Genomic DNA, 25,439 nt, shown 5'->3' on the forward strand with positions numbered 1-25,439 from the left:
ACGCGCAGACGGTGCTGGCCGCCCGTGCGGCGCTAGGCTCGGAGCCGTGCCGAACGCAGAATCCCCCGCCTCCGCAGCATCCGATCTCCGCCGACTCACCGAGGCTCTCGCCGCAGAGACGCCGCTGAACTGGGTCATCACCGGAGACTCCATCACGCACGGACTCGTGCACACCCAGGGCGAGCGCAATTACGCCGAGCACCTGCACGAGCTGATCCGCGGCGAGCTCTCGCGCACCCGCGACATCGTGATCAACTCGGCCATCAGCGGTCACCGCATCACCGACATCCTCGGCGACTGGGAGCGACGCATCTCCTCGTGGAAGCCCGACGTGCTCACCCTCATGATCGGCACGAACGACCTGGCGATCGGCGACGACGGGGTCGGCGTCGATCCTGCCGCGTTCGCCGCGTCGCTGCACGAGTTCGTCTCCCGCGCGAGGGAGCTGGGCGCGATCGTCGTGCTGCAGACCCCGCCGTCGATCGACGTGCCCAACGCCCCCGGACGGGAGAGGCTCGACGAGTTCGCCGACGCGGTCCGTGCGGTCGCCGCCGCCGACGACGTGATCCTCGTCGACCAGCTCGCCCGCTTCACCGCCCTCGGCAACGGCGGGGTGCCGTGGGGGCTCATGGGCGACCCGTTCCACCCCAACTCGGCCGGGCACGCGGCGCTCGCCCTCGAGCTCGCGAACGCTCTCGGCTTCAGCCCCGAGCCGCTGCGCAACCGCACCCTGCCGCTGCTCGCCGCCCGAGTCGCGATGGCGCGCCTCAACCCGTAGCCCCGGCACCGCTGCCCGGGCCCGCCACTGCTGCATGCCGCCCGGCTCGTCTCGTCGCCGTCCAGAACTCCGGAGAACCGGGGCCGGATCCCCACGGATCAGCCTCGTACCCGGCGTATCCCCACCACTTCTCCGGAGTTCTGGCACCGGCATCCCGGCCGACAGCGTCGCCCGCCCGAACTCCGCCCGACATCCCGCCCGACATCCCGCCCGGCCCCCCGCCCGACATCGCCGCCCGGGCCCGCCGCCGCCGGGCTTGCCGCCGCCCGGCGGTTCACAACTCCTCAAGGATGGGCCGGATCCCCGCGGATCCGGCCCATCCTGCGCTCGCACTCCGGATTCTTGAGGAGTTGTGAACCTCAGAGCGTCGAGAGGAGCTCCTTCATCTCGGCGATCTCGGCGCCCTGGGCGTCGACGATGCTCTGCGCGAGAGCCACCGCGTCGGGGTTCTGCCCGTCGGCGAGCTGCGACTCCGCCATGTCGATCGCGCCCTCGTGGTGCACGATCATCTGCTCCAGGAACAGCCGCGACGCCTCGACGCCGGTCGCGTCCTCCAGCGCGGCGAGGTCGTCGGCGGTCATCATGCCGTCACCGTGATCCATCTGCCCGCCGGACTCTGCGGACACACCCCAGTCGTCGAGCCACCCCCGCAGCTGCTCGATCTCGGGGGACTGCGCCGCCTTGATGCGCTCGGCGAGGTCGATGACGCGCGGGTCGACGCCCTCGTCGCCGAGCACGAGGTCGGACATCTCGACCGCCTGCTCGTGATGGACGATCATCATGGTCGCGAACATCGCATCGGCGGCGTTCGCGTCGGATGCCGACGACTCGGATGCCGGAGCATCGGATGCCGAGTGGTCCATGCCGGGCATGGAACCTCCCGATCCCGTGGGTGCGCAGCCGGCGAGCGCGATGCCGCCGGCGAGGAGGAGGGCGGCCGCAGCCGCAGTGCTGATCTTCATGTCTGTTCTCTCTGTCTGTGGGTTCAGTCGATGCGCGCGACCGCGGCGCGGTGCACGTGATGCGGGAGCGCCCGCGGTTCAGGTTCGACTGATGCAGAGGACGATCAGGGATGGCGGTCGAGGGAACGCCGCATCGGCGAAGAGCTCTCGTGGCAGGAGACGGGACAGCGCGGGATGCAGCCGTCGATGCGCGCGCGGCACGAGAAGCAGGAGCAGGCCGGCGAGGAGCGCGAGCACGCACGCGGCCCACATCCCGCCGCCCGCATCGCAGTCGGCGCATCCCGACGAGCTGAGGAGAGCGCCCCCGGAGGAAGGGGCGGCGGCGAGCGCAGCCGCAGAGACCGAGCCGTGCTCGGCGTGCGCCCCCACCGCCGGGCCGTGCGCCCCCACCGCCGCATGGACCGTGCCGTGCACGTCGAGCGCGTGCATGCCGAGAAGCCCGACGATGACGCCGGTGGCGAGCACGACGGCGAGCAGTGCGCTGCGCACCACTCGCCGTCGTCTCATCCCTCGATGATACCCCTCTGGGGTATGTGGACTACTGCCTCGACCCGATCTCGTCGATCGGCCGGACGCGCATCGTCGTGATGGTCGCGACCCAGAGCGCGAGAAGCGCGAGCACCGACATCGATCCGATGATGATCCCGCTCATCCCCAGCGGCAGTGCGGGGATCGGACTCCCGCTCACCCCGATGCTCATGCCCATCAGCGGCGGGATCGCGACGGCGACGCCGAACACCGCGGCGATCACGGCGATCAGCACGGCCTCCGTGCGCATCATCGCCCGCACCTGCCGCCGCGACGAGCCGATCAGCTGCAGCAGCGCCAGCTCCCTCGACCTCTCGGCCGTGGCCATGACCAGGGTGTTGATGACCGCGATCGCGATGTACCCGAGGATCACGATCAGCGCCACGAGGTTCACCCAGCCCTGCTGCGACTGCGCATCGGCCCCAGCCGCCTTCTGCCCGCCGACCCCCTGGACCAGGAGTCCCGCGCTCTCGAGCGACGCCCGGACATCGGATGCCGCGACGTCGGCCACCGCGACGAGCGCGAAGTCCGTGAGAGCGTCCGTCGTGTGCAGGCGCACGGCATCCGCCTCCATCGTGAGGTCGCCGAACCCGAGCCCCCGCTCGTAGGTCGCGACGACCACCGCCTCCAACGGCGTTCCGTCGCCGAACCGCCCCTTGACGGTGTCACCGAGGTCGACCCCCAGCGTCTGCACCATGTCGGTGCTCACCGCGACGGCGTGCTCTCCGTCCAGCGCCTCCAGGCCCCCCGACTGCACGCGCAGATCGAGGGTGTCGGACACCGCGTCGGGGGCGATCCCCTGCAGCGTGTGCTCGCCGATCATCGGAGAGCCGTCGAGATCGCGGTAGTCGAGCGCCGCCATGCTCACCGTCACCGGGTTCACCTGGGTCACCCCCGGCACCTCAGAGACGACGCCGAGCGCACCCGTCGAGATCCCCGCCTGCGCGCTCACGCGCAGATCCGCGGTGACACCGGCCTCCGCCTGCGCCGCGGCCTCCGCCGCGACGATCGCCGGAGCGCCGACCTGCACGAGGCCGAGGCCGATCCCCAGCGCCAGGGGGAGGATGGCGCTCGCCATCCGCCGGCTGTTCGCGATGCTGTTCTCGGCCGCGAGGAACCCCGCGGCCGTCGTGCGCCGCAGCATCGCACCGAGCAGCCGCATCACGAGACCGACGAGCCACGGCCCGAGAACGGCGAGCGCGATGATGAGCACCATCGCCGCTCCCGCTGCGGCGCCCCTGGCGTACTCGCCGCGTGCGACGAGCGGCACGGTCGACAGCGAGACCCCCGCCGCCGCGAGCACGATGCCCACGATGATCCGCGGCAGGCCGATGCTCCGGGCCCCGGTGGCCGACTCGCGCAGAGCCTCGACCGGGTCGAGCCGCGCCGGTCTCCGCGCGGCGATGGCCGCCGCACCCCAGGCGGAGCCGAGCACGAGCAGGAGCGCGCCGGCGGCGGGGATGGGACTGATCGCCAGCGCGAAGTCGCCGGGGATCACCCCGCCCTGCACGAACGCCGTCTGCAGCGCCGTCGAGAGCAGGTAGCCGGGCAGGATGCCGAGCACCGCCGCGACCCCCGCGACCGAGAGCACCTCTCGTGCGATCAGGGAGTGCACCTGACGCGGGCTCGCTCCGACAGCGCGGAGCAGGGCGAAGTCGCGACGCCGCGCCTGCACCGACAGGGACAGCGTCCCGGCGACGATGAACAGCGCGACGAGGATGCAGGTGCCGACGAACGCGCTGCCGATCGCGATGAGCGTCATGCGCGCGGCGCCGGAGTCGAGGAACTCGATGTCGCCGCGTCCTGCGCCGGTCTGCGCGCTGAGCCCGCGGACGGCGGCCCTGATCGCCTCGGCGACCTCGTCGGGCGCCGCACCCTCGGCCACGAGGACGCCGAGCACCTGCGCGGCGCCGCCGTGGGGATCGAGATCGGCGATGCGATCGTCGGAGAGATACACGTGCTGTGCTCGGGTGGCGGCATCCGTCTCCGCGAGCACGCCGACGACGCGGTACTCCGCGCGCTCTCCGCCGTGGGCGAGGAAGACGGTCACGCCGACCTCGACGCCCGGACCGGCGACCATGACGACCTCGTCCTCGGCCTCAGGCGCCCGCCCGTCGCGCAGCGCGACGGCGGACAGCGCGGTCGCCGACCACGGGTGCGCCTCGACGACGAGGCCCGCAGCGTCGACGAGCGGCACCGTGACGTCGGCCACCACGCTCGCCACGCCGGGCACCGCGGCGACGGCATCCGCCGCCCCGTCGGGGAGCACGGCCCGCTCTGTGAGGGAGATCGGGAGGTCGCCCGACGGCGGCACCGGAACGCCGTCCGGCACCCCGGGCGCCGGTTCGGCGGGGGCGGTCGACTCCGCCTGCTGGGAGGCGCCGACGACCACGTCGACCTGGGTGTAGCGCTCGGGGGCGAGCCCACCGCGGATGCCGGACTCGACGAGCACGCCGAGGCCCGTGACGAGCATCGTCGCGACGAAGATGGCCACCGCCACTCCGACGAAGCCGCCGCGATGGAAGCGGACGTCTGCGCGCACGAGTCGCCCCATGCGCAGGGGTGCGGCGCCCATCACCACTCCCCGAGCGAGCTCATGCGCTCGGTGATCCGGGCGGGCGTGGCTCCGTCGAGGTGGCCGGCGAAGGCCCCATCGGCGAGGAAGATCACGCGGTCGGCGTGCGAGGCGACGACGGGGTCATGGGTGACCATCACCACGGTCTGCCCCAGGGACTTCGTCATGTGCGCGAGGAGGTCGAGCACCTGCGCACCCGCGCGCGAGTCGAGCGCTCCGGTCGGCTCGTCGCCGAAGAGCACGTGCGGACGCGTGATGAGCGCCCTGGCGATCGCCACACGCTGCTGCTGACCGCCGGAGAGCTCGGAGGGCCTCCGCCGCCGCTGCTCGACGAGTCCGACCGACTCCACCAGGAAGTCGAGCCATGCCCGATCGAGCGGGCGGCCGGCGAGGCGCAGCGGAAGCGTGATGTTGTCGTCGACGTCGAGCGCGGGCAGCAGGTTGTACGCCTGGAAGACGAAGCCGATGTGGTCGCGGCGGAACGCCGTCAGCGCGGCGGCGCGCATCCCGGAGATCTCGGTGCCGCCGAGCCGCACCGATCCGCTGGTCGGACGGTCGAGACCGGCGGCGCTGTGCAGCAGCGTGCTCTTGCCGGAGCCCGACGGCCCCATGATCGCGGTGAAAGTGCCCTGCCCGAGGACGAGGTCGATACCCCGCAGCGCGGTGACCTTGCCTGGTCCCGATCCGTAGGACTTGACGACGCCGTCGAGGCGGAGCGCCTCGGTCACGGCTGCGGGGGCGGAGGCGGATGCCTGAAGTGGAGAAGTCATGCTTCGACGTTAGGAAGACCGCGCGCGGCATCCCATCCTGCGGGGCACCGGATGGATGGTGGAGCCAGCTGTACCGCGCCGGTTCGGGTTGTCCGTCAGACTGGCACGGTGAAAGACGGACGGATGCGGCGCTGGCTGCGCGACTGGGCGTTCGTCGCGGTCGACACCGCGGCATCCCTCGGCTCCCTCCTGCTCTTCTGCATCGGACTCGTGCTGCTCCCCCTGATGCTCATCACGGGCGGAGTCCTGCTGCTGCCGCAGTTCGTGCGGATCCTGCACAGGTGGAGCGATGTGAACCGCCGCCGCGTGGGGCGCTACCGGGGTGAGGACATCCCGTCGCCGGGCGGGACCCTGCACCGCGGCGCGACCATCGACGAGCGCCTGCGCTTCTCGTTCTCCCCCGCCGCGGGCCGCGAAGCCCTCTGGCTCACGGTGCACGCGCTGCCGATGATGTTCGTGTCGATCGTGACGATCGCGCTCCCCATCGGCGTGGTCCAGTCGCTCGCCATCCCGTTCTACTGGCAGCTCGCTCCGGCCGACGAGCCGATCGTGTTCGCCTTCCCCGTCACGTCCTGGCAGTCCGCGGCTCTCATGCCGCTGGTCGGCGTCATCTACGGCCTCATCTCGTGGGCGCTGATCCCCGCCATCGCCCGTCTCTTCTCCCTGATCTCGGCGCGGATGCTCACAGCCCCCCGCCGGTCTCTGCTCGCCGAGCGGGTCGACGCGCTGACCCTGAGCCGCGCCGCCGCACTCGACGCGCACGGCGCCGAGCTGCGGAGGATCGAGCGCGACCTGCACGACGGCGCGCAGAACCGGCTGGTGAACGTCGTCATGATGCTCGGCATCGCGGAGCGCGCCCTCGAGACCGGCGCGACGGATGCCGTCGAGCAGGTGCGCCGCGCGCAGGATGCCGCGACCGACGCCCTCGCGGGACTCCGCCGCACGGTGCACGACATCTATCCGCCGATCCTCGACGAGCTCGGACTCGAAGGGGCGCTCGCGTCCCTCGCCGGACGCAGCGCCGTGCCGTGCACGCTGGAGTCGTCAGACGTGGGCCGGGTGCCGGCGGCCGTGGAGTCGGCGAGCTACTTCGTCGTCGCCGAGGCCCTCACCAACGTGAACAAGTACAGCGACGCGGCGAGCGCGTCCGTGCGGGTGCGACGCGACGGCGACCTGTTGGAGATCACCGTCACGGATGACGGCGGCGGTGGGGCGATCGAACGCCCCGGCGGAGGTCTCGCCGGCATCCGACGACGCATCGAGGCGTTCGAGGGCACGATGGACCTGACGAGCCCCGCGGGCGGGCCGACGACGCTGAGAGCGGAGATGCTGTGCGGATCGTGATCGCGGAGGACGACACCCTGCTCCGGGAGGGGCTGGCGCTGCTGCTGCGCAGCGAGGGCTTCGACGTGGTCGCGGCCGTCGACAACGGCGACGACTTCCTGGCGCTGCTCGAGGATGCCGACGCCGCCGTCCTCGACGTGCGGATGCCGCCGACCTTCACCAGCGAGGGCCTGAAGGCGGCGGCGGAGGCACGCCGCCGTCGCCCCGGATTCCCCGTGCTCGTCCTCTCCGCCTACGTGGAGGACCGCTACGCCGGAGAGCTGCTCGCGGCGGGCGCCGACGGGCTGGGCTACCTGCTCAAGGAGCGGGTGGGCAAGGTCGCCTCGTTCGTCGACGCCCTGCGCCGCGTGGCGGCGGGCGGGACGGTCATGGACCCCGAGGTCATCTCCCAGCTCATGAGCCGACGCCGTGCCGATGATCCGGTGCAGACGCTCACTCCGCGCGAGCGGGAGGTGCTCGGGCTCATGGCCGAGGGTCTCGACAACCTCACGATCGCGAGCCGGCTGTTCGTCACCGAGACCGCGGTGAGCAAGCACATCGGCAACATCTTCGCGAAGCTCGGTCTCGCCGCCAGCGACAGCGGACACCGTCGCGTGCTCGCCGTCCTGGCGTACCTGCGCAGCTGACGGCATCCGCCCTCCCCTCCGCCGCCTGCGGAGGTCTCTTCCGCGACCCTTCGAGATCGTCGAAAAAGTTTGGTATTCGGTGTTGCTAAGTACCGGTACTCAGTGTTACTTTGTACTGGTACCCAGCAACACTGAGTACCGAAGACCGAGACAGAAGAGAGAAAGGAGGACCTGATGGGCAAGCAGATGACCGAGATGCTCAAGGGCACTCTGGAGGGCATCGTTCTGGCCCTCCTCGCCGAGCAGCCGGCATACGGGTACGAGATCACCACGCGAATCCGCGACCACGGGTTCACCGACATCGCCGAGGGCACGATCTACGCACTCCTCGTGCGCATCGAGCAGAAGAACCTCGTCGACGTCGAGAAGGTTCCGAGCGAGAAGGGCCCGCCCCGCAAGGTGTACACCCTGAACGCGCAGGGCCGGCAGGAGCTCGAGGAGTTCTGGAAGACCTGGGACTTCCTCAAGACGCACATCGAACAGCTGAACAGCACGAACACACACGACAAGGAGAACTGACATGGCCGCGAAGTGGATCGAGATGATCACCGGATCGCTCGAAGAGAAGAAGCAGTACAAGCAGGCGCAGGCCCGCATCAACGCCCTCCCCGAGCCGTATCGCGAGATGGCCAAGGCCCAGCAGCGCTACAACATGTACTACGGGGGCATCACCGACGGCGACACCATCGTGAAGATGTTCCTCGACATCGCCGACATGTGGGAGCGGGCCGCACTCGACGGCACTCCCGTCAGCGCGATCGTCGGCGACGACCCGGTCGAGTTCGCCGAGAACTACGCCGCGGCCTACGGCGGACGGCAGTGGATCGACAAGGAGCGCGGGCGCCTCATCAAGGCGTTCGACGACGCGAAGAAGAAGGAGAACCGATCATGACCACCCCCGCCATCTCGGTGCGCGGCATCGAGAAGTCCTACAAGGACCTGCACGTGCTCCGCGGCGTCGACTTCGAGGTCGCCTCCGGGTCGATCTTCGCGCTGCTCGGCTCCAACGGCGCCGGCAAGACCACCATGGTCCGCATCCTCTCCACCCTGCTGAAGTCGGATGCCGGCACCGCCACGGTGCAGGGCGTCGACGTCGCCGCAGACCCCCTCAAGGTGCGCGAGTCGATCAGCCTCACCGGCCAGTTCGCCGCGGTCGACGAGATCCTCACCGGACACGAGAACCTCGTGCTCGTCGCGAAGCTGCGGCACCTGAAGAACCCGGGCGCCGTCGCCGACGACCTGCTCGCGAAGTTCCGACTGACGGGTGCCGGATCCCGCAAGGTCGGCACCTACTCCGGCGGCATGCGCCGCCGGCTGGACATCGCGATGAGCCTGGTCGGACACCCCGAGGTCATCTACCTCGACGAGCCCACCACCGGCCTCGACCCCGAGGCGCGCATCGAGGTGTGGGACGTCGTCCGCTCACTCGCCGACAGCGGCACCACGGTGCTGCTCACCACGCAGTACCTCGACGAGGCCGAGCAGCTCGCCGACCGCATCGCGATCCTCCACGAGGGCCGCATCATCGCCAACGGCACCCTCGCCGACCTCAAGAAGCTGCTCCCCGCGGCCACCGTCGAGTACGTCGAGAAGCAGCCGACCCTGGAAGAGATCTTCCTCACCCTGGTCGGCACCACCGGAAAGGAGAACGCAGCATGAGCACGCACTTCGTCGCCGACACCGCGACGCTCACCGGCCGCTCCATGCGGCACATCTTCCGCAGCGCCGACACCATCATCACCACGGCGGTCACCCCGATCGCGCTGATGCTGCTGTTCGTGTACGTCTTCGGCGGAGCCCTCAAGCAGAGCACCGGCACCGAGAACTACGTCAACTACCTGCTCCCCGGCATCCTGCTGATCGCGATCGCGTCGGGCATCGCCTACACGGCGTTCCGGCTGTTCACCGACATGCAGTCGGGCATCTTCGAGCGGTTCCACTCCATGCCGATCGCCCGATCGAGCGTGCTGTGGGCGCATGTGCTCACCTCGCTCGTCGCGAACGGCATCACCCTGGCGATCATCTTCGCGGTCGGCTTCCTCATGGGCTTCCGTACAGGGGCGAGCGTGTTCGCGTGGCTCGGGGTCATCGGCATCCTGCTGCTGTTCACCCTCGCGCTCACCTGGCTCGCGATCATCGCGGGGCTCAGCGCGAAGACGACCGACGGAGCGAGCGCCTTCTCGTACCCGCTCATCTTCCTGCCGTTCATCAGCTCGGCCTTCGTGCCCACCGACACGATGCCGGGGCCGGTGCGCTGGTTCGCCGAGAACCAGCCGGTGACCTCGATCGTCAACACGATCCAGGCGCTGTTCGCCGAGAAGCCCGTCGGGAACGACATCTGGGTGGCACTCGCCTGGTGCGTCGGCATCCTCGTCGTCGGCTACGTGTTCGCGATCATCGCCTACCGCAAGAAGATCAGTTGACCTCGCCCAGCGAGACGGAACGCTCCGCCCGGGGATACTCCCCGGACGGGGCGTTTCGCCGCGCTCGGCGGCGTGCGGTCACGTCCCGCCCGGTCGGGTCGGGTCCCGACACGTCGGGTCACGTCTCCTCGGGTCGGGTCCCGTCGCGTCGTGTCCCGACATGTCGCGTCCCGACGCGTCGGGAGGAGAACTCGCGTTCGGGCTGAGACCTGAGCCGGATTCCTCAGCCCGAAGAAGAGATCTCCTCCCGAACATGCGCTCACCCCGCGGCGGAGAGCGGATGCCGCGGCCTCACACCGTCCGCAGGGCGGTGGTCGGCGACAGCCGCGCCGCGCTCACCGCGGGGTAGAGGCCAGCGACGACGCCGACCGCGAGCGCCACGAGCGGCCCGCCGACCAGCACGACGATCGGTATCGACGCCGCCTGCCCCTGGATCGCGGCGTAGACGAACACCCCGACCCCGCCGAGCAGCATGCCGACCAGTCCGCCGAGCCCGCCCAGCACCAGAGCCTCGCCGACGAACTGCCCCGCGATCTGCCCCGAGCGCGCGCCGAGGGCCCGTCGCAGCCCGATCTCGCCTCGACGCTCCAGCACGGCGACCACCATGGTGTTCGCGATGCCGATCCCCCCGACCAGCAGCGCGATCGCCGCGAGGCCGACCGCGAGGCCCGATAGCGAGTCGTCCGCGGTCTCCCGGGCTCCGGCGAGATCGCCGAGTCCCATGACCTGCACGTAGTCGGATGCCGGGTTGGCTGCGCGCGCGACGGCGTCGCGCACATCCGCTCCCGTCCTGCCGTCCGCCATCCGGACGTAGATCGACGCGATGGTGTTCTTCTCGCCATCCGCCGACACGTGCTCAGCGGCCCAGCGGTCGCCGAGGAACGCCGAGGCGTCGATCGACTCGGCGAGACCCGCAGAGTCCAGGATGCCGATCACCGTGTACCACTGCTCTCCGATCCACACCCGCACACCGGGCTCCGTGATGCCCATGCGCGCCGCGGCCGCGGCCCCGAGCACCGTGACCGGAAGGGAGCGCGTCGACTCGTCGAACCACTCCCCCTCGGCCACCGACCCCTCCACCGACGACAGGAAGTCCGGGCTCGCCGCGTACGCCGTCAGCCCGTTGCCCTGGCTCTTCGCGATCAGGTCGTTGCGATACACGCCGATCCCGTCGGGCACGCTCTGCAGCACGCCGACCTCCTCGACGCCGTCGACCCGGTCGATCATGCCCGCGGCCGACTGGGGCAGGGGCACCGGCTTGTCGTCGGGACCGTATCCCGGCTGGACGACGAGCATGTCGGCGCCGAGCGCGTCGAGCTTGGCGAGCAGCGCCGCCTGATTCGACGCCGCGATACCCGTGATCGCGGTGAGAGCCGCGATCCCGACCGCCACGCCGAGCGCCGAGAGCGCCGTGCGCATCTTGCGGCTGCGCGGACCGATGAGCGCGGTGCGGATGCTGTCGAGCGCGCTGAGCCGCGGCATCCTCTCCCCTGAACGCCGCTTCATCGTGCTGCTCCTTCCAGGACCAGGGCTCCGGTGTCGCTGAGGATGCGCCCGTCGTGGATGCTCACCTGACGCTGCGTGCGGGCGGCGATGTGCGCATCGTGGGTGATGATCACCACTGCGGTTCCGGCCTCGGAGATGGAGGTGAGCAGTTCGAGGATGCGCCCGCCCGTGGTCGAGTCCAGGGCGCCGGTCGGCTCGTCGGCGAACAGCACCGACGGATCGCCGACGACCGCCCTGGCGATCGCGACGCGCTGCTGCTCGCCGCCCGACAGCTGACCGGGCCGGTGCCGCATGCGCGCACCCAACCCCACCCGTTCGAGCGCGACCGCGGCCCTCGACGCCCGCTCCGCCGCAGGCACCCCGGAGTAGAGCAGCCCGAGCGCGACGTTGTCGAGCGCGCTCAGCGCCGGCAGCAGGAAGAACTGCTGGAAGACGAACCCGATCCGCCGTGCGCGCAGGGCGGCGCGCTCGCGCTCCCCCAGCCTCGCGACATCCGTGCCGTCGATCAGCACGGTGCCGCTCGTCGGATCGTCGAGCGTGCCCATGATCGCGAGCATCGTGCTCTTGCCCGACCCCGAAGCCCCCACCACAGACACGAGCTCACCGCTCCCGATGGCCAGGTCGACCCCGTGCAGCACGCGCAGCGGCGGGCTGCCCGGATACTCCTTCACGACGTCGACCAGCTCGACGACCGTTCCGGGCATCACTGGGCCACCACCACGGCGTCGCCCTCGGCGAGGTCTCCCCCGACGATCTGCACCCGGGCGTCGGCGATCAGCCCGACCTCGACCGCCACCCGCTCGACCTTCCCGTTCTTGCGGAGCACGTCCACCGCATAGCCGCCGTCGGCGGTGGCGACCAGCGCGGTCACCGGGACCACGAGCGCGTCCTTGACCTCGTCGGCCGCGAGCACGACCTTCACGGCGCGAAGGCCGATGCCCTGCGCGGCCGCGGGGTCGGCCAGATCGACCAGCGCGGTGGGCGGCGTCGTCTCGCCCTCCTTCTCCGTCGGCTGCCCGCCGGGGTCGATCGACGTGATCGTCGCCGGAACCTCGGTGCCGTCGGGGAGCACGACCTTCACCGCCGTCCCCGGCAGGATCTCCCTCGCCTGCGCATCCGTGAGCTTCGCCACCACGCGCAGGGTCGTGCCCGTGTAGCTGAGCGGGCTGGAGCCGGCGGGGTCGCCCAGGTGGGCCTTCACCGCATCGACCCGCACCGAGGCATCGGCGATCGCGACGACGTCCCCCAGCTTCACGACGCCGTCCTTCGCCATCCCCAGCGACTTCTGCCAGGCCTTGACCGCAGCCTCCGTGACCTGGGTGAACTCGTCGTCGACCGTCAGATTCTTGCCGAAGCCGAGGTCGGCGAGCGCCTGCTCCAGCTGACGCACGTCGGGACCCTTCTCCACACCCATGCCGAGATCCCGCCAGAACGGCCGGTCACCGCGCACCGCGATCACCGGCTTGCCGTCGACCTCGTAGAGCGCTTGACCGACGCCCACCACATCGCCGGCCTTCGGCAGACGGGTGACGGTGCCTCCGCGCCCGGGGAGGTCGATGGATGCGCCGTAACTGAGGCTGCCGTTCAGACGCAGGTCGGAGGTGAGCGTGGTGAGCTCGGCGACGGCCGTGACCGGCTTCTTGCCCTCGTCAGGACTCTCGGCGGCGGACCGCCAGGGCTGCAGCACGGCGAGCGCCACCCCCGCAGCGGCGACGAGCGCGAGGGGCGTCAGCACCCAGGCCACCCGGCGGCTCATTCGCCGCCCTCCGCGGGAACGACGGTCGTCGCCATGAACCCGCCCTCGAAGAACTCGCTCACCACGGCGAACCAGTCGAAGTCGAGCGCCTCGATGCTCTTCTGGGAGATCGCCGGCGGCATCTCGCCCATCGCGTCCTTGCACGACGTGAGCAGCTCCCTGGCCTCGTCTTCGGTGATGCCGGCCGGCAGCTCCAGCATGCCGTCGGCATCCGGATCGGCGAAGTCCGCGTACCCGTTCTCCCTGGCGCACTCGGCGAACTTCAGGCTCGCCTCGATCATGTCCTTCGCGGAGAACGCCTTGGCGCCCTCGGCCATCGACATGTCCGGTTCGGGCTGCGAGAACTCCGGGACCTTCTTCTCGCAGGTCTCCCACGCCTCCCGCTGGCCGCCGTCCTCCGGGTAGCCGTCTGCGGTGGTCGACGCCAGCCACATGCCGTCCTCGTCGGTCGTGACCATGGTCATGCCGAGGTTCTCGCCCTCTCCCGTGCTGAGCGTCGCCGACCCGCTTTCCATGCTCTCCATCGGGGAGTCGCCGGGAGCATCGGGCATGAGCATGCCCACCTGCCCGCCCTCGAGGATCTTCGCCGTCTGCCCCTCCCCGGTGAGGCATGTCACGAAACGCGCCGCTGCGGCGTCGTTCGCGGCATCCCCCTTGCCCTGTCCCTCCGGAGCCGCGCAGGCGGCGAGCACGATGACCGCCGCGATGGCGGGGATCACCGCCAAGGTGCGGCGCTTCTTCACATCGACCATGACATTCCCTTTCTCCCGGCCGCGGCTCGTCCACGACTCCGCAGTCAGTTCTATGGAGGCGGTGGTTTGCTGTCGGTATGACGGCTCCTAACCGGAAACTAACCGCGGCCCCCGCACCCTCGGATGAGGGAGGTGCCATGCGGCTGCTGCTGGTGGAGGACGAGGTCGATCTGGCCGACACGCTGGCCGACGGCCTGCGCCGAGAGGGGTACCTCGTGGACGTCGCGCGTGACGGCGCGAGCGCGCTGACAGCGGCCGCGGCATCCGACGTCGACGTGATCGTGCTCGATCGCGACCTGCCTGTGCTGCACGGGGATGCCGTCTGCCGCACCCTCGTGGCGCAGGGGTATCCGGCGCGCATCCTCATGCTCACCGCCGCGGGCGCCCTCACCGACCGCGTCGAGGGCCTCGACCTCGGCGCGGACGACTACCTCGCCAAGCCCTTCGCCTACGTGGAGCTGCTCGCGCGCATCCGCTCCCTCGCCCGCCGCACGCAGACGACGCGGCAGAGCGCGGTGCGCGAGTTCGCCGGGATCCGGCTCGACGTGGCCCGGCGCATCGCGGAGCGGGAGGGGATGCCGATCCGGCTCACGCTCAAGGAGTTCGGGGTGCTGGAGACGCTGCTCACCGCCGAGGGCGGATACGTGAGCGCGGAGGAGCTGCTCGACGAGGTGTGGGACGAGCCGCTCGAACGGACCCGCGGCGTCGTCAAGATCGTGGTGCACACGCTGCGCCGCAAGCTCGGAGAGCCGGCCGTCATCCACTCGGCGGCCGGCCACGGATACCGGATGGGGACGTCATGAGACGCATGAGCTTCCGCACCAGGCTGGTGCTGATCATCACCGCGGTGTTCATCGCGGCGGGCGCCGCCCTGCTCGCCGTGCAGTACCTGGTCGTGCAGCAGCTGTTCGCATCTGCCATCTCGCTGACGACGCAGAGCTGCGTGCCCGCGAGCATCCTGACCGACAGCACCGACGTCACCGGGACGACCGCGCCCGAGGGCGCCGTCCCCTTCTCCACCTTCGGGTCGACGGACAGCGCGACCATCACCGGCTGCGCCTATTTCGAGGAGGTCGCGCAGGCGATACCCGCATCGACTCCCGCCCAGACCGTGGCGGTCGACTCGGTCGGCGGCGCGGTGCTGCAGCAGTCGACCTTCCTCGCCGACGAGGTGGGCGGCGGCCTGCTGCTGTGGTCGGCGGTGACCCTCCTGGCGTTCACCGGGGTGGCCGCCGCGATCGCGTTCTGGCTCGCCCGGCGCTCGCTCGACCGCATCGGCGAGGTCACCGCCACCGCACGCGACATCTCCGAGCGCGACCTCGGACGACGCCTCGACCTCCCCGGCCCCGACGACGAGATCAAGGAGCTCGGCGACACGATCGACGGCATGCTCGACCGCCTGGAGTCGGCGTTCGCCGCGCAGGACCGCTTCGTCGCGAACGCCTCCCACGAACTGCGGACCCCGCTCACGACCACCCGGACCGCACTGGAGATCCCGCTGACCCAGGGCGACGTCCCGGAGGAGCTGGAGCCGAACATGCGCAGGGCCCTTCGTGCCACCGAGCAGAGCGAACGGCTCATCACCGCGCTCCTCACGCTCGCCCGCTCCCGCACCGACCTCGAGCACGTCGAGCACGTCGAGGTCGACAGCGTCGTCTCGGCGGAGATCGAGGAGCTCGCGGTGAACGACGTGACGCTGCACGCGGACCTCTCGGCGGCGTCGATCGACGGAGACGGGATGCTGATCGCCAGGGCCGTGCGCAACCTGCTGGAGAACGGCATCCGCCACAACGTGACGGACGGCGAGCTGTGGGTGCGCGTGCGCCGCGGCAAGGATCGCGTCGTCGTCGAGGTCGAGAACACCGGCGCCCCCATCGCGCCGGCGACGCTCGCGCTGCTCACCGAGCCCTTCTACCGAGGAGACGCGACGCGCACCTCGACCGGTCCGGACGGCACAGGGCTCGGCCTCGCGATCGTGCAGAGCGTCGTGGAGAAGCACGGCGGAACCCTGCATCTCACCGCGCGCCCCGGCGGCGGCCTGATCGCCGCCCTCTCCCTCCCCGCCTAGCGCCTCAGCGCAGCTGAGGGGTCAAGAAGTGCCGCCTCCCACTCCCCGGAGACGGCACTTCATGACCCCTCACCCGCGTGACAGAGCGTGCGTGCGAGAGAACGAGAGCGCGCGAGGGAGGGGCGTCAGTCGACGACCCAGCCCAGGCGGTCGCCGTTCTGCTCGAGCCAGGCGTCGACGGCATCCGCTTCCTTGCCCTCGCCGTACTGGTTGACGACAAGGTCTTCCAACGAGCCGTACTGCTCGTCGTCCAGACGGATCTTCTCGATGAGCGCTGCGGCCTCGGGGAACTCCTTCGCGAAGCCCTTCGTGCTGAGGAAGTGCAGCCCCTCGGCCTCGCCCATCGCGCCCTTCGGATCCTCGAGATCCTTCACGGGGAACGCGTCGTTGGCCCAGAAGGGGCGCCACAGCGTGACCACGATGTCCTCCTGCTTCTCGGTCGCGGCCTTCAGCTCGGTGAGCATGGCCGCGGTCGAGGAGGTGAGCAGCGAGTACTCGCCGTCCAGCCCGTAGGCCGACAGCATCTTGACCGTCTGCTTCGTGAGGCCCGCACCGGGCTCGATGCCGACGATCTTGCCGCTGAAGTCCGCACCCTTGCCCGCGAGGTCCTCGATCGAGTCGATGTCGGAGTACTCCGGCACGGCGATCGTGAGCTTCGCGTTGTCGTAGTACGCGCCGAGGTCTTCGATCGAGTCGGCGTACTTGGTCATGTACTCGGCGTGCGTCAGCTCGGGCCAGGCCGACGGGTAGAGGTCGACGTCGCCCTGAGCGAGCCCCGCGTAGAGCGGCCCCGCCTCGGTGAGCGTCTTCATCTTCACGTCGTAGCCGAGCTTGCCGAGCTGGTCCTGCAGCAGGTACGCGGTGCTGAGGCCGTCGGTCCAGCTGGGCAGGTACCCGAGCGTGATGGTGCCCTTGTCTCCCGTGCTCTCCCCACCGGTCGACCCGCCGCCGGTGAGGCCGCTGGTGCCTCCGGCGCCGTCGGTCGCGCAGCCGACGAGGGCGAGGGATGCCGCGGCGACGAGGGCCGCGGAGATGAGGATCCTGTTCTTAGGCATTCTGCAGCTCCTTCTCTTCGGCGGGCGTCTCGGGCTCAGCGGCGGTTCCGGCTGCGGATGCCGCGTCTGCGCTCTCGGCGGAGCGGCGGTGGGCCAGCATCCAGAGCAGCGACGAGGGGTTCTGTCCCAGCGAGCCGAGGGAGGCGGTGACGCGGTCGAGGAAGACGGCGATGAGCACGACCCCCAGACCGGCCTCGACGCCCTTGGCGATGTTGACGGTGGAGATCGCCTCGACGACCATCTTCCCGAGGCCGTCGGCCCCGGCCATACCGGCGATCACGGCCATCGAGAGGGCCAGCATGATCACCTGGTTCACTCCGGCGAGGATCGTCGGCATCGCGAGCGGAAGCTGGATGCCGCGCAGGATCTGCGCGGGGGTCGCGCCGAAGGCCTGACCGGCCTCGACGGTCTCGGAGTCGACCCCGCGGATGCCGAGCTCGGTGAGTCGCACGCCAGGGGGCAGGGCGAAGATGACGGTCGCGACGAGACCCGGCACCACGCCGATGCTGAAGAACACGATCGCGGGGATCAGGTACACGAACGCGGGCATGGTCTGCATGAAGTCGAGCACCGGCTTCAGCACCGCACGCACGGTCGGGTTGCGGGCCGACCAGATGCCGAGCGGGATCGCGATCAGCACCGCGACGATCGCGGCGACGAGCACCAGGGCCAGCGTCTGCATGGCGGGCACCCACAGGCCCATCGCGACGATGAGGCCGAAGGAGATCACGGTCCCGATCGCGAGCTGCCAGGAGCGCACGAGCCACGCGATGAGGGCCGCCACGGCGATCACGACGAAGAAGTACGGCAGCAGCAGGAGGTACGTGAGGCCCTCGACGAGCGACGTCACGACGAACGAGACGACTCCGAGGAGACCGTCGAGGTTGTCCTTGATCCAGTCGACGGCGGATTCGACCCACGTGCCGACGGGGAGATGGAAGTTCATCGGGTGGCCTCCTCGGCGCTGTCATCCGTGCGTTCGAGTCCGCGCTCCACGACGGGGAACGTCGCGGGCTCCGCGGTCCAGCCGTCGTCGAGCACGGCGTCGATCTCGGCCTGCGGCATCGGCATGAGCGGCAGGGTGAGCTCTCCCGTCGCGCCGGGGCCGGGGCCCAGGGCGGCGAGGAGGGTGACGCGGGGGATGACCCCGACCAGGCGGCCGGCGGCATCCGTCACCGCGAGCGGCACGGGGGACTCGACCGAGGGGATGAAGAGGTTCATCAGCACCTCGTCCTCGTTCACGGCGAGCGGCACCGGCTTGAGGATCGAGTCCAGCGTGGTGATGCCCTTGCGCACGAGCTTCACGGCGTCACGGTCGGTCACGATGCCGACGAGCTGGCGGTCGCGGCCGACCACGTACGTCGCCGACATGTAGGCGTCGCGCATCTGGCGGAGCGCCGTGCGGGGGCCGGCGGTGTGCGCCACGACGGGACGAGGGCGCTCCATGACGTTCGCGGCGGTGAGCACACGGGCACGGTCGACGTCCTGCACGAACTGCTCGACGTAGTCGTTCGCAGGGTCGGTGAGGATGTCCTCCGGCGTGCCGATCTGCACGATGCGGCCGTCGCGCATGACCGCGATCCGGTCGCCGAGGAACATCGCCTCGTTGAGGTCGTGCGTGATGAACACGATCGTCTTCTGGAGCTTCTGCTGCAGTTCGAGCAGCTGCTCCTGCATCTCGCGGCGGATCAGTGGATCGAGCGCGCTGAACGCCTCGTCCATCAGCAGGATGTCGGTGTCGGCGGCGAGCGCGCGGGCGATGCCGACGCGCTGCTGCATGCCGCCGGAGAGCTCGGAGGGCAGCTTGTCGCCCTGGCCTTCGAGACCCACGAGGGTCAGGATCTCCTCGGCCTTCGCGAGACGCTCGCCCCGGGGCATCCCCTTGAGCTCCAGCGGATAGGCGACGTTCGCGGCGACCGTGCGGTGCGGGAGCAGGGCGAAGTGCTGGAACACCATCGAGATGCGGTCGCGGCGGATCTCCCGCAGCCGCGAGGCCGGGATGCCGGTGATCGGGTCTCCCGCGACGATGACGCTGCCGTCGGTCGCCTCGTGCAGCCCGTTGAGCATGCGGATGATGGTGGACTTGCCGGAGCCGGACAGCCCCATGATGACGAAGATCTCACCGCGGTTCACGGTGAAACCGGCGTCGATGACGGCGGCGGTTCCGGCGTCGACGACGTCGGTGCGGCTCTCTCCGGACTTCAGTCGACGGACGGCCTGGTTCGGGTTCTTCCCGAAGACCTTGTACAGATGGCGCGCTTCAAGTGCGATTTCGGACACGTTTCCCCCGCGGCGCGCCCTGTGGGGCGAGCCCGCTTCGGTTACGCCCGGGTGACGTTCACGGGGCCGTTTCGAGTGCTTCGCTGTGGCGGCGCTGGCGAGGGATTTCGGATCCCTCGCAGAGAACATCGACCGTACGCCCGCGCCTCTTCGCAGCACAGCACATCGAAAGAAGGACGCGGCCGCGGACTGATCTTGGGCCGTCAGGCCCTCAACCCAACCTAACGAAATGGCCGGTCAGGGGCAAATCCGCAATTCTGATCACTGTTCGGTTTCGTCGGCTGACCGGGGGATTGAACGGGTTCTGCTCGCCCCACCAAACGACGGGCATCACCTCACGAGAGGACCGACGGGCACCTCCCGAATGCTGGAGGGAAAGCCGCCCACCGCGGCGCGATCAGTCGGGCAGCAGCCGCTTCGTGAGCGCCTGGACGTCGCCGTCGAGGCCGTCCAGCCGGTGCTCGACCCGATCGAGCCGCTTCTCGATGCCGACGAACCGACGATCCACCTCGTCGAAGCGTCGATCGACTTCCTCGAACCGTCGATCCACCTGATCGAACCGATGATCCACGCTCTCGAACCGGACGATCATCTCCGTCTGCAGGCCCTCGATCTTCGTGTTCACCGTGGCGAACTGCGCGGAGATCGTGCGCATCATCAACTGCGTGGACAGCGCGATCGTTCCGGTGAGGGCTGCGGCGAGGATGCCGAGCGCGGTCCATATCTGAGGTTCTGTCACGGTGAGCACCTTTCCATCCTCCGGGGTGAGGGCTTCAGATTGCCAGCCACCGAAGTGAGGGAAAGCCCCTGTCAGCGGAGAATTCCAGATGCTGTGGAGAACTCGTGGGACGGCTCGATTGTGAAGGAGGAGTGGGGCGTTCTGCAGAGAGCGATCAGCGCCGGACGCTGCGGGTCACCGTGAACTTCGGGGTGCGCAGCACCTGCTCGGTCTCGCCGATCAGCCGCGACAGCTCCGCCCGGTATCCGAGGGAGGAGTTGTACACGGTCCACAGCTCGCCGCCGGGGCGCAGCATCCGCGCCGCGGCCTCGAACAGCCGGGTCGCCGCCCCGGTGTGGATGCTGGCGCCGAGGTGGAACGGCGGGTTCAGCAGCACGACGTCCGCGCTCGCATCGGCCAGAGCCGAGCCCGCGTCGTCGTGGGTGATCGTGATGCGGTCGGCGAGCCCGTTCGCCTCGACGGTCGCTCGCGCCGACGCCACGGCGGACGCCGAGCGGTCCGTCGCGATCACCCGCACCCCCGGATGGGCGAGCGCGTAGGAGACCGCGAGCACGCCGGTGCCGCAGCCCAGGTCGATCGCGGTCGGCGCCCCGTCCAGAACTCCGGAGATCGGCGCCGAAAGTGACGCATCACGGCTCTCCGGGGCCCCTGTCGCCGTGCTTCTCCGGAGTTCTGGAGCCGCACCGGCGAGCGCGTCGAGCAGCACACGGGTGCCGATGTCGATCCGGGAGCCGGCGAACGCCCCGCCGTGCGCGACGACCGTGAGACCGCCGTGCACCGTCGACACCGGGAACGGCGCGGCCGCGGGCGCCGGCAGGGGCGCGGAGGCCACGATCAGCCGGGACTTCCGCTCCGCGCGCTGCGGCTGCACCTCCGCGAAGCCCCGAGCGAGCACGTCGTTCTGCGCGAGAGTCATGTGCTTGACCCGCCCCCCGGCCACCAGAACGGCGTCCGGCGCGGCCCAGCGGGCCACGGCATCCGTGATCTCCTCCAGCTCCGCGAGCGCCTTGGGCAGCTGCAGCAGCACGAGCCGCGCGCCGTCGAGCAGCGAGCGGTCGAGCTCGTGCGACGCGAAGCCGCTCAGCCCCAGCTCCTCGGCGTTGCGCAGCAGGGCGCGCCGCCCCGTCGCGAGGTCCTGGTGCACGCGCACGCCGGTGCGACCGACATCCGTCAGCGCCAGCGTGATCGCGCCGTACTCGTCGCCGATGACCGCGATCTCCTCGCCGGGGATGCCGAGCGCGAGCGCCCTCTCCACGAGTAGCAGGTCGGTGGCGTCGTGGGCCTGGAGGTTCTCGGCCTCGACGTCGGGCCACCGCCGCAGGCGGTCGTAGGGGAAGTCGGGCACGTCCCCACGATACGCGGCCGTCGCCTACCCGACCTCGCGGGCGATGCGCGCGGCCGTGCGCTCCAGCAGCGGGATGCGGTGGGCGAGATCGTCGAGATCCTGCACCATCCGGATCGCGGTGAGCGACAGGGCGCCGACCACGCCCATCGCGGTGCGGATCGGCACGGCGACGCAGTTCACGAAGTCCTCGAACTCGGCGTCGTCGACCGCCCATCCGCGGGCCGAGATGACGTCGAGCTCGGCATCGAGGGCGGAGCGCGAGGTCAGCGTGCGCGCGGTGTGCGCGGTCCAGTCGGTGCCGGCGAGCACGGCATCCCTCCTGTGCTCGTCGAGATCCGCGAGGATCGCCTTGCCCACCCCTGTACAGTGCGGGAGCACGCGCGAGCCGATGCGGGAGTACATCCGCACGCCGCCCTGATCCTCGACCTTGTCGACGTAGACGATGGTGTCGTCGATGAGCGCGGCCACGTGCAGCGTGTTGCCGACGACCTCGTGCAGCTCGCGCAGGTGCACGGACGCCGCCCTGCGCAGGTCGAGGTTCTCGAGCGCGATCTGGGCGAGCGAGACGAGGTGGAACGCCAGCACGTACGCCCCGTCGGCCCGTCGGCGCACGTACCCCACGTCCTCCAGGGTCTGCAGCTCGCGGAACATGGTCGAGCGGTGCAGGTCGAACTCGGTCGCGAGCTCCGCCACGCTCTTCGGCCTCGCCGCGATCGAGTCGATGATGAGGGCGGCCCTGCGCACGCTCTGAGACACGGCGGGGCCTAGAAGAAGGTCCGCACGAGCTCGACCACGCGGTCGTCCTCAGCGGACGCGACGACGGGCAGATAGTGCCACTTGTCGAAGGCGGTGCAGGGGTGGGAGAGGCCGAGACGGACGACGTCGCCGATGCCGACCCCGGCATCCGTCAGCCGCAGGAAGGTGTGCTGGTCGTTCATCGACGACACCGTCGCGCCGGCGAGCGGGGCGAGGGCCGCTCCGGGGTCGGCGGCGACACCCTGCGGCGTCGGCAGCCCCTCGTCGAACGGCAGGTCGCGCTTGCCCCCGTCGAGCAGCGCGAGCCCCGGCTCGGGGTGCGAGACGACGCGGGTCCAGCCGTGCATGGCCGAGCGCAGGATGCCGTGCTCACCGTCGTATGTCTCGTCGAGCGGGGAGATGCCCCGGTAGAAGCCGTCGTCGTGCACGATGTAGGCGCCGGAGCGGAGGGTCCAGCGGGTGCGCTCCCCACGGGCGATGGCGGGCGCGTAGACCTCGGCGACGAGGTCGAAGTACGCGCTGCCTCCGGCCGTCACGAACACGTCGCCCTCGTCGTCGTAGAGGTCGGCGAGGGAGTCGTGCAGCGCGATCTGGTCGCCGAGGTAGCGGCGCACGGCGGCGAGCGCCTCCGGCGAGCGGTCATGCCCGAGGCTGCCCTCGTAACCGGCGACCCCGGCCAGGCGCAGGACGTCGGATGCCGCGATCAGCCGTGCGATCTCGCCGGCCTCGTCGAGGGTGCGGGCGCCGGTGCGACCTCCGGGCGCTCCGAGCTCGACGCACACGTCCACACGGCGGGGCACGCCGATCTCGCGCAGGGCGCTCTGCATCCGCTCCACCGTGTCGACGGAGTCCGCCCAGCTGAGGAAGCGGAACTCCGGGTCCGCCAGCTCCTCGGCGAGCCAGCGCAGCGAACGGGGGTCGACCACGGCGTTCGCGAGCATGATCTCCTCGAGGCCGAAGGTGCGCGCCGCGCGCACCTGATCCATGTTCGCGAGGGTGATGCCGGGGCATCCGGCGTCGAGCTGCCGCTGCCAGAGCGCCGGGGCCATCGTCGTCTTGCCGTGGGGCATGAGCTCGAGCCCCCGCTCGCGCGTCCACGCGGCCATGACGTCGACGTTGCTGCGCATGGCGCTGTCGTCGAGCGCGATGAGAGGGGTCCAGAACTCGGAGAGGCGGGGCGCGGTGGCGAGGAACGCCTCGACGGTCATCCCGAACGCGCGCTCCGGGATGCCCTTGTCTCTGGCCGAGAGGCGTTCGGCGCCGAGTCCGTCGAGCAGCAGTCGCTGTGCCATGGGTTCCTCCTCATACGGGTTCCGCGTCGAACCTACCCCCGGATGCGCCGGTGTGCACATGCTGCAACGCTCGTTGCGGGGACTGCACACGCTCGACATCATGGCACTCATGACCCCTGCCGCCACGCCGGCCCTGATCGCGATCGGGGAGACCATGCTCCTCGTCACCCCTCGCGACGCGACCCCCCTCGCCGACGCCGACGACGTGCGCCTGAGCATCGGGGGCGCCGAGTCGAACGTCGCCGCCCACGTCGCGATCCTCGGCGAGAGCTCCGCCTGGGTGAGCCGCCTCGGCGACGAGGTGCTCGGACACCGCGTGCACCGCGCCGTCGCCTCGCGGGGCGTCGACACCCGCTGGGTCGGGTTCGATGCGGATGCCCCCACCGGGGTCTACTTCAAGGATCCGGGCAACGGCGTGCGCTACTACCGTGCAGGTTCCGCCGCCTCGCGCATGACGCCGGACTCCGTCGCCGACGTGCCCCTCGAAGACGCGCGGATCGTGCACGTCTCCGGCATCACCCCCGCGCTCTCCGCGAGCTGCGCGGCGATGATCGAGGCCGTGATCACACGCGTCTCCGCGAGCCCCGCCCTGCTGAGCTTCGACGTGAACCATCGCGCCGCGCTGTGGTCGGCATCCGATGCCGCCCCCGCGCTGCTCGCCCTCGCGAACCGCGCCGACATCGTGTTCGTCGGCCTGGACGAGGCCGAGACCCTGTGGGGATGCCGCACCGCCGCCGACGTGCACGACCTCCTGCCCTCCCCCGCGCATCTCGTCGTGAAGGACGGCGACGTGGGTGCGACGGAGTTCTCCGCCGACGGCGTCGTGTTCGCACCGGCCATCCCGACCGAGGTCGTGGAGGCCGTCGGCGCGGGCGACGCTTTCGCCGCCGGCTACCTGGCCGGGATGCTGCAGGGTCGGTCTCCGCAGGAGAGCCTGCGGGCAGGGCACGAACGCGCGCACCTGGTGCTGCAGTCGACCGAGGACGTGGTCGGCGCCGCGCAGACGGATGCCGTGGGCTGACCGCCCGCGGTCGATGACGAGAACGGCCGCCCCCGCGGCCCGTGAGAGAAGAGACCGGCTGCCGCGGCTGCCGCGACGAGAGAGGGAAGACGATGGACAACTCCGGTTTCGAGGAGCTCTTCGCCGGCGCGCGACTGATGGCGATCCTGCGCGGCATGGGCGTCGAGCGCAGCCTGGCGGTGTCGACGACCGCATGGGACCTCGGCATCGACATGGTCGAGCTGCCCATCCAGACGCCCGAAGACCTCGAGGCGCTGCGCGCGGTCGCGGCGGCCGCGCGTGACCGGGGCAAGATCGTCGGCGCCGGCACCGTGGTGTCGCTCGAGCACGTCGCCCAGGCGACCGCGGCGGGCGCATCCTTCACCGTGAGCCCCGGACTCGACCTCGAGGTCGTCCGGGCATCGCACGAGGCCGGGATGCCGAGCATGCCCGGCGTCGCCACGGCGAGCGAGGTGCAGCTCGCCCTCAAGGCCGGGCTGACCTGGGTGAAGGCGTTCCCGGCATCCGTGCTCGGGACGCCGTGGCTCACCGCCATGCAGGGCCCCTTCCCGCAGGCGAGGTTCGTGACCACGGGCGGCATGAACGCCGCCAACGCCGGCGACTACCTGAAGGCGGGCGCGAGCGTGGTGGCCGTCGGCACCGCACTGGAGGACCCGGCGCAGCTCCCCCTCCTCGCCGCCCTGCTCGACGGCTCCCGCTCCCCGTCATGACCGATCGTGCCGCCCTGCTCGTCACCGACGCAGGAGTCGCGATGCCGCTTCTCCTCGGGACCGGCATCGGCACGGTGATCGATCGGGTGCTCTTCCCCGCTCCCACTCGAGAGGACGCCCAGCCCGAGCGCTGACGGGGATCCGCCGTCGGGA

At 70.6% G+C, this 25,439-nt stretch carries 27 protein-coding genes; 12 read left to right on the top strand and 15 right to left on the bottom strand.

What is annotated here, in order from left to right:
- The first annotated feature begins 46 nt into the window (after positions 1-46).
- Entirely contained in the window at positions 47-778 is a 732-nt protein-coding gene (locus LC438_RS17615) for an SGNH/GDSL hydrolase family protein (protein WP_105677232.1), read from the top strand.
- A 359-nt stretch (positions 779-1,137) separates the two neighbouring features.
- On the opposite strand, the gene LC438_RS17620 is transcribed toward LC438_RS17615, so the two are convergent.
- From LC438_RS17620 to LC438_RS17635, 4 genes are all read right to left on the bottom strand, one after another.
- Positions 1,138-1,740, bottom strand: coding sequence for a DUF305 domain-containing protein (locus LC438_RS17620; RefSeq protein ID WP_105675709.1), 603 nt, complete (start codon positions 1,738-1,740; stop codon positions 1,138-1,140).
- Between the two features lie 78 nt (positions 1,741-1,818).
- Entirely contained in the window at positions 1,819-2,247 is a 429-nt protein-coding gene (locus tag LC438_RS17625; RefSeq protein ID WP_223587364.1) for a DUF6153 family protein, read from the bottom strand.
- A 31-nt stretch (positions 2,248-2,278) separates the two neighbouring features.
- Positions 2,279-4,843, bottom strand: a complete 2,565-nt coding sequence (locus LC438_RS17630) for an ABC transporter permease (protein WP_223587365.1) — start codon at positions 4,841-4,843, stop codon at positions 2,279-2,281.
- Entirely contained in the window at positions 4,843-5,613 is a 771-nt protein-coding gene (locus LC438_RS17635; protein WP_105675715.1) for an ABC transporter ATP-binding protein, read from the bottom strand. The genes LC438_RS17630 and LC438_RS17635 overlap by 1 nt, the downstream gene beginning before the upstream one ends.
- 108 nt (positions 5,614-5,721) lie before the next feature.
- On the opposite strand from LC438_RS17635, the gene LC438_RS17640 reads away from it, so the two are divergent.
- The 6 genes from LC438_RS17640 (at position 5,722) to LC438_RS17665 (ending at position 10,006) form a co-directional block, all read left to right on the top strand.
- The gene (locus LC438_RS17640; protein ID WP_223587366.1) at positions 5,722-6,957 is read left to right on the top strand and encodes a sensor domain-containing protein; all 1,236 of its coding nucleotides are present in this window, start codon (positions 5,722-5,724) and stop codon (positions 6,955-6,957) included.
- Complete coding sequence (locus LC438_RS17645) at positions 6,945-7,583, top strand: response regulator transcription factor (protein ID WP_105675719.1); 639 nt, start codon at positions 6,945-6,947, stop codon at positions 7,581-7,583. The genes LC438_RS17640 and LC438_RS17645 overlap by 13 nt, the downstream gene beginning before the upstream one ends.
- 174 nt (positions 7,584-7,757) lie before the next feature.
- Positions 7,758-8,102, top strand: a complete 345-nt coding sequence (locus LC438_RS17650) for a PadR family transcriptional regulator (RefSeq protein WP_223587367.1) — start codon at positions 7,758-7,760, stop codon at positions 8,100-8,102.
- A 1-nt stretch (position 8,103) separates the two neighbouring features.
- Complete coding sequence (locus LC438_RS17655) at positions 8,104-8,475, top strand: DUF1048 domain-containing protein (protein WP_105675723.1); 372 nt, start codon at positions 8,104-8,106, stop codon at positions 8,473-8,475.
- Complete coding sequence (locus LC438_RS17660) at positions 8,472-9,242, top strand: ABC transporter ATP-binding protein (RefSeq protein WP_223587368.1); 771 nt, start codon at positions 8,472-8,474, stop codon at positions 9,240-9,242. The genes LC438_RS17655 and LC438_RS17660 overlap by 4 nt, the downstream gene beginning before the upstream one ends.
- Positions 9,239-10,006, top strand: coding sequence for an ABC transporter permease (locus LC438_RS17665; RefSeq protein ID WP_105675727.1), 768 nt, complete (start codon positions 9,239-9,241; stop codon positions 10,004-10,006). Before LC438_RS17660 ends, LC438_RS17665 begins: the two co-directional genes overlap by 4 nt.
- A 291-nt stretch (positions 10,007-10,297) precedes the next feature.
- On the opposite strand, the gene LC438_RS17670 is transcribed toward LC438_RS17665, so the two are convergent.
- The 4 genes from LC438_RS17670 to LC438_RS17685 are packed head-to-tail and all read right to left on the bottom strand — an operon-like array spanning position 10,298 to position 14,020.
- Positions 10,298-11,512 carry an ABC transporter permease gene (locus tag LC438_RS17670; RefSeq protein ID WP_223587369.1) on the bottom strand — a complete coding sequence of 405 codons (1,215 nt, stop codon included), beginning with the start codon at positions 11,510-11,512 and terminating at the stop codon, positions 10,298-10,300.
- Positions 11,509-12,216 (bottom strand): ABC transporter ATP-binding protein, encoded by a 708-nt coding sequence (locus tag LC438_RS17675; protein WP_105675731.1) that lies wholly within the window; start codon positions 12,214-12,216, stop codon positions 11,509-11,511. The genes LC438_RS17670 and LC438_RS17675 overlap by 4 nt, the downstream gene beginning before the upstream one ends.
- The gene (locus LC438_RS17680; protein ID WP_223587370.1) at positions 12,216-13,268 is read right to left on the bottom strand and encodes an efflux RND transporter periplasmic adaptor subunit; all 1,053 of its coding nucleotides are present in this window, start codon (positions 13,266-13,268) and stop codon (positions 12,216-12,218) included. The genes LC438_RS17675 and LC438_RS17680 overlap by 1 nt, the downstream gene beginning before the upstream one ends.
- Positions 13,265-14,020, bottom strand: a complete 756-nt coding sequence (locus tag LC438_RS17685; protein WP_181155929.1) for a hypothetical protein — start codon at positions 14,018-14,020, stop codon at positions 13,265-13,267. The genes LC438_RS17680 and LC438_RS17685 overlap by 4 nt, the downstream gene beginning before the upstream one ends.
- Before the next feature lie 137 nt (positions 14,021-14,157).
- Between LC438_RS17685 and LC438_RS17690 the strand changes: the two genes are divergently transcribed.
- Positions 14,158-14,823 carry a response regulator transcription factor gene (locus LC438_RS17690; RefSeq protein ID WP_223587371.1) on the top strand — a complete coding sequence of 222 codons (666 nt, stop codon included), beginning with the start codon at positions 14,158-14,160 and terminating at the stop codon, positions 14,821-14,823.
- Positions 14,824-14,828: 5 nt separating this feature from the next.
- Positions 14,829-16,088, top strand: a complete 1,260-nt coding sequence (locus LC438_RS17695; protein WP_223587372.1) for a cell wall metabolism sensor histidine kinase WalK — start codon at positions 14,829-14,831, stop codon at positions 16,086-16,088.
- A 125-nt stretch (positions 16,089-16,213) separates the two neighbouring features.
- Here the strand turns inward: LC438_RS17695 and LC438_RS17700 are convergent, their stop codons facing one another.
- From LC438_RS17700 to LC438_RS17730, 7 genes are all read right to left on the bottom strand, one after another.
- The gene (locus LC438_RS17700) at positions 16,214-17,143 is read right to left on the bottom strand and encodes a glycine betaine ABC transporter substrate-binding protein (protein WP_223587373.1); all 930 of its coding nucleotides are present in this window, start codon (positions 17,141-17,143) and stop codon (positions 16,214-16,216) included.
- Complete coding sequence (locus tag LC438_RS17705) at positions 17,136-18,089, bottom strand: proline/glycine betaine ABC transporter permease (protein WP_105675739.1); 954 nt, start codon at positions 18,087-18,089, stop codon at positions 17,136-17,138. Before LC438_RS17705 ends, LC438_RS17700 begins: the two co-directional genes overlap by 8 nt.
- A complete protein-coding gene (locus tag LC438_RS17710; RefSeq protein WP_223587374.1) occupies positions 18,086-19,423 on the bottom strand; it encodes a glycine betaine/L-proline ABC transporter ATP-binding protein in 1,338 nt (445 codons plus the stop codon). Before LC438_RS17710 ends, LC438_RS17705 begins: the two co-directional genes overlap by 4 nt.
- Positions 19,424-19,820: 397 nt before the next feature.
- Positions 19,821-20,162, bottom strand: coding sequence for a hypothetical protein (locus LC438_RS17715; protein ID WP_219844621.1), 342 nt, complete (start codon positions 20,160-20,162; stop codon positions 19,821-19,823).
- Positions 20,163-20,316: 154 nt separating this feature from the next.
- A complete protein-coding gene (locus LC438_RS17720) occupies positions 20,317-21,507 on the bottom strand; it encodes a class I SAM-dependent methyltransferase (protein WP_223587375.1) in 1,191 nt (396 codons plus the stop codon).
- Positions 21,508-21,531: 24 nt separating this feature from the next.
- Positions 21,532-22,263: an IclR family transcriptional regulator gene (locus LC438_RS18830; RefSeq protein WP_105675745.1), complete on the bottom strand. Its 732-nt coding sequence runs from the start codon at positions 22,261-22,263 to the stop codon at positions 21,532-21,534.
- An 8-nt stretch (positions 22,264-22,271) separates the two neighbouring features.
- Positions 22,272-23,555: an alanine racemase gene (locus tag LC438_RS17730; protein WP_223587376.1), complete on the bottom strand. Its 1,284-nt coding sequence runs from the start codon at positions 23,553-23,555 to the stop codon at positions 22,272-22,274.
- 100 nt (positions 23,556-23,655) lie between these two features.
- On the opposite strand from LC438_RS17730, the gene LC438_RS17735 reads away from it, so the two are divergent.
- The 3 genes from LC438_RS17735 to LC438_RS17745 all read left to right on the top strand — a co-directional run bounded on the left by LC438_RS17735 (position 23,656) and on the right by LC438_RS17745 (position 25,420).
- A complete protein-coding gene (locus LC438_RS17735) occupies positions 23,656-24,576 on the top strand; it encodes a sugar kinase (protein ID WP_223587377.1) in 921 nt (306 codons plus the stop codon).
- Positions 24,577-24,668: 92 nt separating this feature from the next.
- Positions 24,669-25,286, top strand: coding sequence for a bifunctional 4-hydroxy-2-oxoglutarate aldolase/2-dehydro-3-deoxy-phosphogluconate aldolase (locus LC438_RS17740; protein ID WP_223587378.1), 618 nt, complete (start codon positions 24,669-24,671; stop codon positions 25,284-25,286).
- Positions 25,283-25,420 (top strand): hypothetical protein, encoded by a 138-nt coding sequence (locus LC438_RS17745; RefSeq protein WP_223587379.1) that lies wholly within the window; start codon positions 25,283-25,285, stop codon positions 25,418-25,420. Before LC438_RS17740 ends, LC438_RS17745 begins: the two co-directional genes overlap by 4 nt.
- The last annotated feature ends 19 nt before the right edge of the window (positions 25,421-25,439 follow it).

Origin of the sequence: Microbacterium sp. OVT16B (assembly GCF_019969705.1) — a bacterium.
Lineage (GTDB): Bacteria > Actinomycetota > Actinomycetes > Actinomycetales > Microbacteriaceae > Microbacterium > Microbacterium natoriense.